Raw genomic sequence first — 13,473 nt, 5'->3', positions numbered from 1 at the left:
GACGGCTTTTTAGTCGTGATGGTGCCTGCTGGCTGGTCGGGTCTGGTTAATCCTCCACTGTTGCTACCCTTGCGCCCCTTTGTTGCCGTAAAACCTTGATTTTCTCCACAAACCTGAGCAGAAGATGACCAACATGAGTCTCGTTGGTTGTTGGTTTTATGTTAACTTTGAGCGGTCGAAGTGGTGAATGCTTCGTTGGCTTGTGATGGACAACAACCTATAAAGAGAACAAAAAATGAAGAAGAAGCTAATTTATGCAGCTGTGGTCAGCGCCCTGCTGGCCGGATGTGGTGGAGATAACAACAAGGGAGACACCACCAGCTCCCTGGACTATGCCCTGAGTGGTGGCAGTGGTCTTCGCCCGAGTGTGCTGGCCCCCCGTGCCAGCGACGGTACCCTGAAGTTTTCCACCGAGACTGCCGATCTGTCGAACCCGGTATCTGCCCTCTCCACCCTGGATGGCTGGTCAACCACCCAACCTGTCCAGCTGGTGCCGGCGACCGTGACCGGCGTCTCTGTGCCGGCACCGGCCGCCGGCGAGTATGCCTCGGCCATTGCACCCCTCTATCTGCTGGAGCTGGTGCTGGATCCGGTGACTCAGCGTCCTGTCGGAGTGAAGAACAACAAGCCTCTGACCTATGGCACCGATTTTGTGGTAAGCGATGGTGGTGGCAAACTCAATCTGGTGCCGCTCAAGCCGCTTAATCCCTCTTCCTACTACATGATCGTGGCGACCGACGCCCTCAAGGACAGCCGTGGTGTGCCACTCAAGGCCGGTGGTGATTACAGCAACTTCAAATCGACGGCTGGTGCAACCGTGCAGGAGCAGACCATCAGCAGCCTGATTGCGCTGCAGGAAGGGCTGTTCAAGGCAGCTACCGGGATCACCAGCGATCGGGTGATCTTCTCCGACTGGTTTGCCACCCAGTCCGGTGCCGATGTGCTGCTGGCAGTGAAGGGCGCTGCGGCCACCGTGTTGCAGAGCCCGACCCTGGATGCTGCATCGCTGTGGAAGCAGGACGCCAAAGGCAACACCAGTCTGCCGGGAACATATACGATTGATGCGCTCAATGGCGGGGTGCCCTTCCTGACACAGCTGGCGAACGAGCCATTCTTGCCTCAAGATGATCGGGATGCGATTGCTGCAGCTGTGGCTGCTAATGCCACATTGAACGGCGTCGCGGCGGCGACCAAGGTGTATACCGGTACCGTCAAGCTCCCTTATTTCCTCTCTACTCCAGCGATAGCCGGTTCCTGGGACAAGGCCAAGACCCAATCCTGGCACGGCGCCATTCCCAGCCTCTATGCCATCGCCAACGCGCTGAAAGCGGGTGATAGCGAGGTGATCGGTGGGCTGGTAGGCGCCGGAGTGAATCCGGAGCTGCTGGGTGAGCTGATTGCCGATCCGAGCCGTCAGGCCGATCTGCTGAGGGAGGCGAGCAAGCTGATCGGGGTGACTCTCACCTCAGGTGGCAAGCCGCTGGATGCCGAGCGCAATATTGGCCGTTTCAACCCGCTGCCGACCCTGACCGAAGTACAATCTGTACCGCTGCGGATCTTTGCCCCCACCACTGACCTCAGCACTGTCACTGATGTGATCATCTATCAGCACGGGGTCACTTCTATCAAGGAGAACGCCTATGCGCTGGCGCTGAGCCAGATAGGTGCCGGGTTAGACCCCTCAGTGAACAAGGTGGTTGCTGTCGTGGTGATCGATCACCCGCTGCACGGCGAGCGTGGCTATGCCCTGAGCGGCAGCATGGATACTGTCACCACCTCCGAGAATCCGACTCCCTACCTGAATCTGGGTTATCTGACGGTGGCGCGGGATAACCTGAAGCAGAGCGTGGCCGATCTGCTGGGTCTGCGCCTGGCTGTCGGTCTGGCTAATGCCAAGGGGCTGGGCGGTCAGTTGGGCGGTGCCGGTCTGAAAGTTCACTTCCTTGGGCACTCGCTCGGCGCCATTACCGGGGCCAATCTGCTGGCGGTGGCCAACCAGAAAATGGGTAACGCCGCTGATAGCATGTTCGAGTTTTCAACCGGTGGTCTGTCGATGCCGGGTGGCGGCATCGCCCCGTTGCTGCTCAACTCGCCGAGCTTCGGGCCGACCATCAAGATGAGCGTGCTTACCTCGGGCAGTCCCGAGTTGAAGGCCGGGTTTGAGGCTTATGCTCCCGGTTGCCAGACGGCGGTGCCGACCTGTTTCGTGAACGAGTTCCTGCCCAGTCTGGATGCGGCTACTCAGGCGGGGGCTGCGAGCACCTTGCAGAGCTATACCTTTGCCGCCCAGTCAGTGCTGGACTCTGCCGACCCGATCAATCTGGGCAGTGGCGTCGCCAAGAGCTTCCCGCTATTCGCCACCGAAATTGTTGGTGATGGTGCGCTCAGCTTGCCGGATCAGGTGATCCCCAACAGCATTGCCTCTGCGCCGCTGGGTGGTACCGAGCCGCTGTTCCGGGTGATGGGATTAAAACCGTTGACCGATAGTTACCTTGGCCCCGTCCATCATGCTGCGCGCTTCCTGAAAGGGGGCCATAGCTCGCTGCTGGCCCCTGATGCGAACTTCGATCAGGTTGGTGCGGTCACTTCAGAGATCCAGACCCAGTTTGCCAGCTTCTTTATGAGTGGCGGTGCGGCGGTCAAGGTAACCGATGACACCCTGATCAAGCAGTAACTGCCTATCGCGTAAAAAAACGCCGCCCTTCGGGGCGGCGTTCTCGTTTCTGCAACTGCTGAAAAATCAGGTCGGCTGGTGGTTGCGATCCAGCCAGCCTTGCAGCAGGCCGACCAGCAGACCGGTCAGGTGGGCGATGTTGGCGGTGCTGGTGCCGAGCATGTCGAAGAAGCCGAGCACCATCCAGAACAGCATAAAGCCCATCAGCGCCGGTGGCAGAGTGAGGCCGCAGGCCGGTTGCAGCTTGCTGCGCAGCCAGCAGTAGCCGAGCAGGGCATAGACCACGCCGGAGAGGCCGCCAAACAGTGGGCCGCTGGCAAAGAACTCGGCGATATTGGGCAGGGCAGCGCCCACCAGCAGCAGGATCAGCAGCTTGCCGCTGCCGAGGCGCTGCTCGATCTGGCCCCCCAGATACCACCACCAGAGCAAGTTGAACACCAGATGGAGCACCGAGAAGTGGATCAGAGCGGGGGTGAAATAGCGCCACGCCTGCCAGTCGGTGAACTGGGCCAGCGTCGGGTGGAATGCCAGTTCATCGTAGATGGGCAGGCCGATGGCCTCGATCCCGTAGATGGCGAGACAGGCGATGATCACCACCAGCGTCAGCGGCCCTGCCTGATGGAGGAAGTCGGTGATGGGATCCGTCATCCCCTTGCTGTAGTCGATGCGGGCATCGGCGCGGCCGGATTGCCAGGAGGCCTCCATGTAGCGCGGGTGGGCCGGCTCGGCCAGAAAGCGCTTCACCTCCAGCTGGGCCTGAGCAAGGCGCTGCTCGTCCGCCAACCAGATGGTGACCCCCAGCTCGGACTGGGTCAGCTCGCAGGAGATGCCCAGGGTCGCCAGATAGTCCACCAGCGCCTGCGCCATGCGGGCGTTGTCGAGCACCAGCAGCTGGATCATGCCTCGCCTGCCTCGATGGGAAACTCCCGGCGCCACGCCTCGAAGCCGCCATCCAGACTGTAGACCTCGTCATAACCCTGTTGCAGCAGGTATTGGGCCGCCCCCTGACTGCTGTTGCCGTGATAGCACATCACGATGACCGGGGTATCGAAATCCACTTCGTTCATAAAGCGCACCAGGGTGCCGTTGGTGAGGTGGAAAGCGCCGACCGCGTGGGCCGCTTCAAAGGATTGTGGGTCGCGAATATCCACCAGACGGGCTTCACCCGCGCTCAGTTTCTGGTAGGCATCATGGGCATTGATATGGGCAAACTGGTCCATCGGGATGTCCTGCGAATAGGTTGATTACGGGCCAGTGTACCGCAAGCTTGGGCGCAAACTAACCCCACAAAAGATAAGGGAGCCAGCGGCTCCCTTGTTGATATGGCATGCGGGTGAGTGGGTTAACCGCCCAGATAAGCCTGCCGTACCGCCGGGTTGGCGAGCAGGGCGGCCCCTGTGTCTTGCAGCACCACGTGGCCGTTCTCCAGCACATAGCCGCGGTCGGCCAGCTTGAGCGCCTGGTTGGCGTTCTGTTCCACCAGAAAGATGGTCATCCCCTTCTGGCGCAACTGCTCTATGGTGTCAAAGATCTGCTGAATGACGATGGGGGCCAGCCCCAGCGAGGGTTCATCCAGCAGCAGCAGGCGCGGTTTGCTCATCAGGGCGCGGCCGATGGCCAGCATCTGCTGCTCGCCGCCGGACATGGTGCCCGCCCGTTGTTGCAAGCGTTCGTGCAGGCGCGGGAACAGGGTGAACACCTGATCCAGCAGGCCATGCTGCTCTGCCTTGTCGACGAAGAAGGCGCCCATCAGCAGGTTCTCCTCCACCGTCAGGCGGGCGAAGATGCGGCGTCCCTCCGGCACTACGGCGATATCTTTGCGCATGATGCGGGCGGTGGTGAGGGAGCTGATCTGTTCCCCCTCAAACCAGATGGAGCCGCTGCTGGGCTTGGGTTCGCCGCAGAGGGTCATCAGCAGGGTGGTCTTGCCTGCGCCGTTGGCGCCGATCAGGGTGACGATTTCACCCTCTTTCACCTCGACGCTGACATCGTGCAGTGCCTGAATTTTGCCGTAGTGGGTCGATACGTTGCGAAGTTCTAACATCTTTTTGTCCTTACGACTCGCCCAGATAGGCCTTGATCACTGCCGGGTTGTTGCGGATCTCATCCGGCTTGCCGTGGGCCAGCGGGGTGCCCTGGCTGACCACGAAGATGCGGTTGGAGATGCCCATTACCAGCTTCATATCGTGTTCGATCAGCAGTACCGAGACCCCGAATTCGTCCCGCAGGCTCATGATCAGCTCGTCCAGTTCGTCGGTCTCCTTCGGGTTGAGACCGGCGGCCGGTTCATCCAGCATCAGCAGCTCGGGACGAGTCGCCATGCAGCGGGCGATCTCGAGGCGGCGCTGCTGACCGTAGGCCAGGTTGCCGGCGGCGCGGTTGGCGAGATCCTTGAGCCCCACTTTATCCAGCCAGAAGGCGGCCCGCTCCAGCCCCTCCTGCTCGGCACGGCGGAAGGCCGGGGTCTTGAACAGGCCGGCGATAAAGCTGGTGTTGAGGTGCTGGTGCTGGGCAACAAGCAGGTTCTCCACCGCTGTCATCTCCTTGAACAGCCGCACATGCTGGAAGGTACGCACAATCCCCTTGCGGGCAATGAGGTGGCCGGGCAGCCCCTGGATCTCCTCACCCTTGTAGCGGATGGTGCCGCCGCTCGGGCAGTAGAAACCGGTCAGGCAGTTGAAGATGGTGGTCTTGCCCGCACCGTTGGGGCCGATGATGGAGATCACCTCGCCCTTGTCGATATCCAGCTTGACCCCGTTGACGGCCAGCAGGCCACCGAAGCGCATCGACAAATCAGAGACTTCCATTAACTTCTGATGAGTACTCATTTCTTCAACTCCAGATGAGGACGGGTCATCGGCAGCAATCCTTGTGGCCGCCAGATCATCATGAACACCATCAAGAGGCCGAACATCAGCATGCGGTACTCGTTGAATTCGCGGGCCAGCTCCGGCAGCACCGTCATCACGATGGCTGCCAGCACCACCCCGATCTGCGAGCCCATGCCGCCCAGCACCACAATCGCCAGCACAATGGCCGATTCGATAAAGACGAAGGATTCCGGGCTGATAAAGCCCTGCCGCGAGGCAAAGAAGCTGCCGGCAAAGCCCGCGAAGGTGGCGCCTATGGTGAAGGCGGTCAGCTTGATGATGGTGGGGTTGAGCCCCAGCGATTTGCAGGCGATCTCATCTTCCCGCAGCGCTTCCCAGGCGCGGCCAAGGGGCATGCGCAGCAGGCGGTTGATGACGAACAGGGTCACCAGCACCAGCACCAGCGCCATCAGGTAGAGGAAGATCACCTTGTGGTTGGCGTTGTAGGTAATGCCGAAGAAGTTGTGGAAGGTATCAAAGCCCCCATCCTTGACGGTGCGGTTGAATTCCAGCCCCCCCAGCGTTGGCTTGGGGATGCCGGAGATCCCGTTCGGACCGCCGGTCAGGGTGGTCATGTTGTTGAGCAGGATGCGGATGATCTCGCCAAAACCCAGAGTGACGATGGCCAGATAGTCCCCCCGCAGCCGCAGCACCGGGAAGCCGAGCAGGAAGCCGAAGGTGGCGGCCATCAGCCCGGCGATGGGCAGGCACTCCCAGAAGCTCAGTCCGAAGTAGGTGTTGAGCAGGGCATAGCTGTAGGCACCGACCGCGTAGAAGCCGACATAGCCGAGATCGAGCAGACCGGCGAGGCCGACCACCACGTTCAGCCCCAGCCCCAGCATGATGTAAATCAGGGTGAGGGTGGCGAGATCGATGGCGCCACGAGAGGCCATAAAGGGCCAGCTCACCGCGAACAGCAGCACCAGCACTGCGGTGAGGTTATAGAGCTTGGGCGCCTCTTCCGGGCTCGGCAGCACCAGCTTGGTGAAGCCGACCGAGAAGCCGCTGATGGAGGCCTGAAACAGCTTGGCAATCTGGCCGCGCAGCATCTGGAACCAGAAAACAATGGTGGCGCCCCCCAGCAGCCAGGCCAGCGACACATCGAGGCGGCTCACCACCTGCAGGCTGGCGCCATCGGTCTCCAGCTTGAAGCCGAGCAGCCAGAAGGAGAGCACCAGCAGCACCAGGCTGGCGATACAGGCGTGGATAAATTGATGTTTCATCACACTTTCTCCACTTCCGGGCGACCCAGGATGCCGGTCGGCATAAAGAGCAGCACAAAAATGAGCAAGGCGAACGCCATCACATCCTTGTACTCGGTGCTGAGATAACCGGCGGTGAGCGCTTCAACCACGCCGAGCAGCAGGCCGCCCAGTACGGCGCCCGGAATGCTGCCGATACCGCCCAGTACGGCAGCAGTGAAGGCCTTCAGACCGGCCATAAAGCCGAGGTAGGGGTTGATGACGCCGTAATACATGCCGAGCAGCACCCCCGCCACGGCGGCCAGTGCAGCTCCCAGCACGAAGGTGATGGAGATGACCACGTGGGTGTCGATGCCCAGCAGGTTGGCCATCTTGATATCTTCCGAGCAGGCGCGGCAGGCGCGGCCCATGCGGGAGCGGCCGATGAACTGGGTCAGCGCCAGCATGGTGATGAAAGTCACCACGAAGATGATCAGTTGCATATAGGAGAGGCTGGCCTGAAAACCATCCTCACCCCCTAGGGTCCAGCCACCGGAGATCAGGCTGGGCATGGCGATATCCCGCGAGCCCTGTGCCATCCGCATCATGTTCTGCAAGAAGATCGACATACCGATGGCGGAGATAAGGGGGATCAGCCGGTTGCCACCGCGCAGTGGCCGGTAGGCGACCCGCTCGATGCTCCAGCCATAGGTGCCGGTGATGATGATACTGACCAGGAAGGCGCCCCCCAGCAGTAGAAAGGTGCTGTCGATGCCCATCATCATGAGCCCCGCCATCACCATAAAAGCGACATAGGAGCCGATCATGTAAACCTCGCCGTGGGCGAAGTTGATCATGCCGATGATGCCATAGACCATGGTGTAGCCAATGGCGATCAACGCATAGGTGCTGCCTATGGTTAATCCGTTCAGCAGTTGCTGAACGAGATAAAGGAGGTGTTCGGACATACTGCGTTCCCTGTACTTGCCCGCAAAGAGAGGAGGGGGTGAGCGTACTCACCCCCGATCGGCAGATTATTTGACTTGGCTGGAAGTACCGTCAGCGTGCCACTGGAACACACCGAATTCGAAGCCTTTCAGGTCACCGTTAGGTGCCCAGGTCAGGGGGCCCATCACGGTATCGATCGGTGCGGCCTTGATGGCGGCGGCAACAGCGGCCGGGTCATCTTCACCCGCCTTGGCGATACCGGCAGCCAGGCTCTGCACCGCGGCATAGGTGGTCCAGACGAACGGGCCGGAGGAGTCCTGACCCTTGGCCTTGAACGCCGCCACCAGCGGGGCGTTGGCAGGCACCAGATCGTATTTGTTCGGCAGGGTCACCAGCAGGCCTTCGGAAGCCGGGCCGCCGATGGCGGAGATATCCTTGTTACCGACCCCTTCCGGGCCCATGAACTTGGCTTTCAGTCCCTTCTCGCCAGCCTGACGCAGGATCAGGCCCAGCTCAGGGTGATAGCCGCCGTAGTAGACGAAATCGACGTTTTCTTTCTGCAGCTTGGCGATCAGGGCGGAGAAGTCCTTGTCACCGGCGGTGATCCCTTCATAGGCCACCACCTTCACGCCAGCCTTGTCCAGTGCTGCTTTGACGCTGGAGGCGATCCCTTCACCGTACTGCTTCTTGTCGTGGATAACGGCGACGCGCTGGGGTTTGACCTGCTCGATGATGTACTTGGCGGCAGTCGGGCCCTGATCGCTATCCAGACCTATGGTGCGCAGAGTCAGCTGGTAACCGCGCTCGGTGATCTTGGGGTTGGTGGAGGCGGGGGTGACCATCAGAATCCCCTCGTCTTCATAGATGTCGGAGGCGGGCAGGGTATTGTCGGAGCAGAGGTGGCCGACCACGAACTTGACGCCATCATTCACCACCTTGTTGGCAATGGCTACCGCCTGCTTGGGATCACAGGCATCGTCATAGATGACGGCTTCGATCTGCTTGCCATTGATACCGCCAGCCTTGTTGATTTGCTCGACCGCCATCTTGCCGCCGGTGAACTGCATGTCCCCGTACTGGGCAACCGGGCCGGTGAGTGGGCCTGCGATACCTATCTTGATGGTGTCTGCCGCGTGTGCGATGGAGATCGATCCAAACAGAGCCAAAGAAACCGCTGCGCTAACTGTAATTTTGCTCAACTTATGCATTGATTCGTCCCTTAATCAGTGGATTGTTTCATTTACGAGTGCCATTCCGGATCGACATCCCGTGCATCCGGCAATAGGTATGGTTCTATCATTCCTCACGGGGCAATAACAAGCTGTTAAAGATACTAACCAGAGGGGCTGGGGTGGGCTTATTTTGAAATAAATGACCTGTTATTTGTGGTTAATTGGAATTTAGTAGTGATTCACCACCTTAACATCTTGGTAACCAGAGGTGATTGTGATGAACCCCAGAGGATTAATCTGGTGATATTTTACTCTGATGGTGCTCCCATTTTGACCATTAATCGTTTGCGCAAACAGAAATGAGCGCCTAAATTAGCCGGCATTGACAATTCCGTGGCAGAGCCCGTTAAAACCAAGCCTTTATTCGGGAAATCTGCTAATGTTCCGCCTTTGACAGTCAGGAGACAGAGATGGCCACTATCAAGGATGTCGCCTCGCGCGCAGGCGTATCCATCTCCACCGTCTCACATGTGCTCAACCACACTCGGCGGGTCAGCGAAGACGCGACCCAGAAAGTGATTGAGGCGGTGGCAGAACTCAACTACGCGCCCAACTCGGTAGCGCGCAGTCTTAAAATAAATTCGACCAAGACCATTGGTATGCTGGTGACCACCAGCGTAAACCCCTTCTTCGCAGAAGTGGTGCAAGGGGTTGAAGCGTACTGCTTCGAACAGGGCTACAGCCTGATCCTCTGCAACACCGAAAACCAGCCGCCTCGCCAACAGCATTACCTGAGAATGCTGATGGAAAAACGGGTGGATGGCCTGCTGGTATTGGGTACCGATATCGACACCCCGTTGCGCGACATGCTGCGCATCCACAAGAACGTGCCGCAGGTGGTACTGGATTGGGGCACGGAGTGCGATTTCGCCAACGTCATCAACGACAACGCCCGCATCGGCGCCCGCATGGCCGTACGCCATCTGCTGGAGCTGGGGCACCGCGACATCGTCTGCATCACTGGCCAGCTCTCCAAGCCGACCACCCAGCAGCGACTGGACGGGGTACGTGATGCGCTGGGTGAACACGGTCTGACCCTCAAAGATGAACAGGTCTTTGAAGGGGATTACGAGAGCCAGAGCGGCTTCGATGCCATGCAGCGCATCCTGGCCCTGCAGCCTCGTCCGACTGCGGTCTTTGCCTTCGATGACCCCATGGCGATCGGCGCGATTTGCGCTGCCTGGGAAGCGGGAGTCAAGGTGCCGGACGATATCTCCATCATCGGCTACGACGATGTGGAGATGGCGCGCTTCTCCAGCCCGCCGTTGACCACCATCCGTCACCCTAAGGCGGAACTGGGCCAGCTGGCGGTGAAGCATCTGGTCAGCCGGATCCGCAACAAGGAGCTGGAAGTGGAATCGATGACGGTACAGCCCGAGCTGATCGTCCGTCGCTCGGTCAAACCGCTGCGTTAATCCGCACCCGTTGCCAACACGAAAAACCCCCTCTGTCACGAGGGGGTTTTTGTTTATGGGCGGTTTATTTCAGTTCCGGCCAGTAGGCTTTGTTGGCCTCTATCAAGTCATCGAGAATGGACTTGGCCACCGATGCACTGGGCACTGTCTTGGAGAGGGTGATGGCTTGCCACAGCTTCTGGTAAGAGTGCTCGACCCAGGCTTCGACCACCAGTTTCTCGACCGCGACCTGCTGACCCATCATGCCCTGCTGGAACAGCGGGATGCTGCCCACCTGCAGCGGCTCTGGCCCGCTGCTGCCGACCAGGCAGGGGATCTCGACCATGGCTTCCGGGTCAAAGTTGGGGATGGCGCCGCGATTGGGAACGATCAGCAGCATCCGCTCCTGAGTGTTGAAGGCGATGGCGGTTGCCAGGTCAACGATATAGGAGGCGTGTTCATCGATCTCCAGCTCGCCCGCTGCTGAATTGCCTGCCTTGACGATGTCGCTACAGGCGGTGAAGACCTGCTTCTCGCGGTGCTCCATCACCTCGTTGGCGCGGGTGTGTTCCGGGTTGGAGTGGGCCACCACATAGTCCGGGTAGAGGTAGTACTTCAGATAGGTGTTGGGCAGGGTATCCGGGTCGAGCGCCCACACATCCTTTGCCTTGGCGAAGGTATCGTTCCAGCTTGCTTCGGCATGGCTGGCGCTATTGGGCACATAGCCGTGGCGGGCGACGTGCTCCTTGATCTTCGGCATCAGGTCGTTACCTTCCAGATCCTCGATGCGGGTCCACCAGCCAAAGTGGTTGAGGCCGTAATAGCGTACCCGCATCTCTTTGCGGGATTTGAGACCGGCAATCTGGGCCATGCGCCCCTCGATCCCGATCGGCATGTCGCAGATGTTGAGGATTTTGGCGTTGGGACGCAGGCGACGGGTCGCTTCGGCCACAATGGCGGCCGGGTTGGAGTAGTTGAGCATCCAGGCATTGGGTGAGTACTGCTCCATATAGTCGACCAGCTCCAGCACCCCGCCGATGGAGCGCATGCCGTAGGCGATACCGCCCGGGCCGCAGGTCTCCTGACCGACCACGCCATGACGCAGCGGGATCTTCTCGTCCAGCTCGCGCATTGGATATTTGCCAACCCGGATATGGGCCATGACAAAATCTACATCGCTAAATGCTGCTTTGGGGTCGGTGCCATAGCTGAAGGCGATCTCGGGAGCCTTCTCTTTCAGCAAGATTTTGCAGGCTTCGGCGATGATCTCCTGACGGGCACCATCGTTGTCGTAGAATTTGATCTCCTTGAGCGGGAAGCGATGTTGATTTTCCAGCAACATCAGAACGATACCAGGAGTAAAAGTGCTGCCACCACCGGCAATGACTACAGAGAATTTTTTCATGATCATGACTCCATTACTAAAGACGATTGTTGATGACTGTTGTTCATAATCGATTCCATATTTTCACGTACCTGAGGTACATGCAGACCGATAATTACCTGGATACTATCGCCATGGCGGACGACCCCATGGGCACCCAATTTAATAAACTCCTCATCTGCTGCTGCCAGCTTGCTGTTAACCAACGATATTCTTAAGCGGGTGGCGCAGTTATTCAGACTGCGTATATTTTTGACTCCACCAAGCGCTTCGATAATTTGTGTTGCACTATCACTGCCACGCTGGTTTTTGGCTGCCTGATAATCTGATTTTGAATAAAGCTTTATTTCACTGTCTTCCCGGCCCGGTGTTTTAAGATTGAGCCTGATAATCAGCGCGCGGAATATCAGGAACCAGATGCCGGTAAAGACCAACCCGATAGCGATCTGGGTGAACATCATTCCCGCATGGTTGTGGAACATGGGTATCCAGTTTTGCGGCAGGAACTGGTCGAGCAGACCTCCACCCATGTTGCCGACCACACCAAACAGGTACATCACAGTCGACATGGTGGCTGCCAGCAGGGCGTGGATGGCAAACAGCAGCGGCGAGATGAAGAGGAAGGTGAACTCCAGCGGCTCGGTGATACCGACAAGAATGGCGGTCAGGGTGGCCGGGATCAGCAGGCCTGCCACCTGGGCCTTGTTCTCTTTGGCTGCCGTGGCATAGATGGCCAGAGCAATCCCCATGGCACCGAAAATCTTCGAGTTGCCGTGCAGGGCGAAGCCACCCTGAGGGAACTGTTCAATCAGCGGGCGAGTACTCTGGCTGAACTCCAGCATGTGCTGCGCCCAGTAGAGCTGAATGCCTCCCTCTACTGCCGCTGGGCCGAAGATGAAGGGGCCGTAGATAAAGTGATGCAGGCCGGTCGGGATCAAAATCCGCTCTAGGAAGGTGTATACCCATACCCCGACCGGACCCGAGATCAGCATGAAATTCTGCAGGGAGGCGATGCCCATCTGTACTTTTGGCCAGCCAAGCAGGGTCAGCCAGGCGCAGGGGATCATCACGAAGAAGGCGACAATGGTGACAAAGGAGCTGCCCTGAAAGATGCCGAGAAAGACCGGCAGTTGGCGATCAAACAGGCGGTTGTGCAGTGCCGTCACGATGCCGGAGATGACGATGGCCCCTATGATGCTGGTATCCAGGGTCTTGATCCCCGCGACCATGGCGAGGCCACTTTCACCCCCTACATCCTGACTGAAGTCGACCCCGAAATAACTGCCCCAGGTCATGCCCATGGCGTTGATAAAATAGTTCCAGGTCATGAAACTGACCAATACAGCCAGACAGGCTCTGGCTTGTGCCTTATTTGCCAGACCGATTGGCAGGCCAATCGCAAATATTAGCGGCATATTTCTGAATACTGTCCAGCCACCCTCTTCAATAATATGGATGATCTGAAAAAATAATCCTTGTGGGTTTGCCAGTGATTCACCGACAAACATCGGGTTTTTCAGCATAATTGCAATGCCTACTACCATACCTGCAAAAGGAAAAAGCAGTACAGGAGTGAACATTGCTCCGCCAAAACGTTGAATTTGACTGAGCATATATTGTCCCTTGGTTGAAATAGCTAATCGAATCCTTGCCGGTGTTGCCAGATGCAAATTAGCAACGATAAAAAGAGACCTCATGAAATATCTTGGAATAATGTGATCTGACGCATGCAGTTATTTAGACAAAGATGTCTAACTTTTGCGATATTGTTGTACCTCTTGGTTTTGTGA

General features: G+C 58.4%; 11 protein-coding genes. 2 read left to right on the top strand and 9 right to left on the bottom strand.

Annotation, left to right across the window (positions count from 1 at the left end):
* The first annotated feature begins 235 nt into the window (after positions 1–235).
* Entirely contained in the window at positions 236–2,674 is a 2,439-nt protein-coding gene (locus tag G5149_RS19100) for a VolA/Pla-1 family phospholipase (protein ID WP_421213374.1), read from the top strand.
* A 66-nt stretch (positions 2,675–2,740) separates the two neighbouring features.
* Here the strand turns inward: G5149_RS19100 and glpG are convergent, their stop codons facing one another.
* The 7 genes from glpG to G5149_RS19065 all read right to left on the bottom strand — a co-directional run bounded on the left by glpG (position 2,741) and on the right by G5149_RS19065 (position 8,881).
* Positions 2,741–3,574 (bottom strand): rhomboid family intramembrane serine protease GlpG, encoded by an 834-nt coding sequence (gene glpG, locus G5149_RS19095; protein WP_421213372.1) that lies wholly within the window; start codon positions 3,572–3,574, stop codon positions 2,741–2,743.
* A complete protein-coding gene (glpE, locus tag G5149_RS19090) occupies positions 3,571–3,894 on the bottom strand; it encodes a thiosulfate sulfurtransferase GlpE (RefSeq protein ID WP_005342431.1) in 324 nt (107 codons plus the stop codon). The genes glpG and glpE overlap by 4 nt, the downstream gene beginning before the upstream one ends.
* A 122-nt stretch (positions 3,895–4,016) precedes the next feature.
* Positions 4,017–4,718: an ABC transporter ATP-binding protein gene (locus G5149_RS19085; RefSeq protein ID WP_005342433.1), complete on the bottom strand. Its 702-nt coding sequence runs from the start codon at positions 4,716–4,718 to the stop codon at positions 4,017–4,019.
* A gap of 10 nt (positions 4,719–4,728) precedes the next feature.
* The gene (gene livG, locus G5149_RS19080) at positions 4,729–5,502 is read right to left on the bottom strand and encodes a high-affinity branched-chain amino acid ABC transporter ATP-binding protein LivG (protein WP_005339435.1); all 774 of its coding nucleotides are present in this window, start codon (positions 5,500–5,502) and stop codon (positions 4,729–4,731) included.
* Positions 5,499–6,767 carry a high-affinity branched-chain amino acid ABC transporter permease LivM gene (locus G5149_RS19075; RefSeq protein ID WP_421213370.1) on the bottom strand — a complete coding sequence of 423 codons (1,269 nt, stop codon included), beginning with the start codon at positions 6,765–6,767 and terminating at the stop codon, positions 5,499–5,501. Before G5149_RS19075 ends, livG begins: the two co-directional genes overlap by 4 nt.
* Positions 6,767–7,693: a high-affinity branched-chain amino acid ABC transporter permease LivH gene (gene livH / locus G5149_RS19070; RefSeq protein WP_005339439.1), complete on the bottom strand. Its 927-nt coding sequence runs from the start codon at positions 7,691–7,693 to the stop codon at positions 6,767–6,769. Before livH ends, G5149_RS19075 begins: the two co-directional genes overlap by 1 nt.
* Positions 7,694–7,759: 66 nt before the next feature.
* Complete coding sequence (locus tag G5149_RS19065; protein WP_005342436.1) at positions 7,760–8,881, bottom strand: branched-chain amino acid ABC transporter substrate-binding protein; 1,122 nt, start codon at positions 8,879–8,881, stop codon at positions 7,760–7,762.
* Between the two features lie 434 nt (positions 8,882–9,315).
* Between G5149_RS19065 and G5149_RS19060 the strand changes: the two genes are divergently transcribed.
* Positions 9,316–10,320, top strand: coding sequence for a substrate-binding domain-containing protein (locus G5149_RS19060; RefSeq protein WP_005355925.1), 1,005 nt, complete (start codon positions 9,316–9,318; stop codon positions 10,318–10,320).
* Positions 10,321–10,384: 64 nt separating this feature from the next.
* On the opposite strand, the gene G5149_RS19055 is transcribed toward G5149_RS19060, so the two are convergent.
* Together G5149_RS19055 and G5149_RS19050 are read right to left on the bottom strand one after the other, a co-directional pair.
* Complete coding sequence (locus G5149_RS19055; protein ID WP_206665121.1) at positions 10,385–11,710, bottom strand: 6-phospho-alpha-glucosidase; 1,326 nt, start codon at positions 11,708–11,710, stop codon at positions 10,385–10,387.
* On the bottom strand, positions 11,707–13,296 hold the full coding sequence (locus G5149_RS19050; RefSeq protein WP_421213397.1) for an alpha-glucoside-specific PTS transporter subunit IIBC: 1,590 nt from the start codon (positions 13,294–13,296) through the stop codon (positions 11,707–11,709). The genes G5149_RS19055 and G5149_RS19050 overlap by 4 nt, the downstream gene beginning before the upstream one ends.
* Positions 13,297–13,473: the final 177 nt, after the last annotated feature.

This window comes from Aeromonas sp. 600479 (genome assembly GCF_049175515.1).
Taxonomy (GTDB): domain Bacteria; phylum Pseudomonadota; class Gammaproteobacteria; order Enterobacterales; family Aeromonadaceae; genus Aeromonas; species Aeromonas veronii_A.
This window is presented reverse-complemented; position numbering and strand designations above follow the sequence as displayed.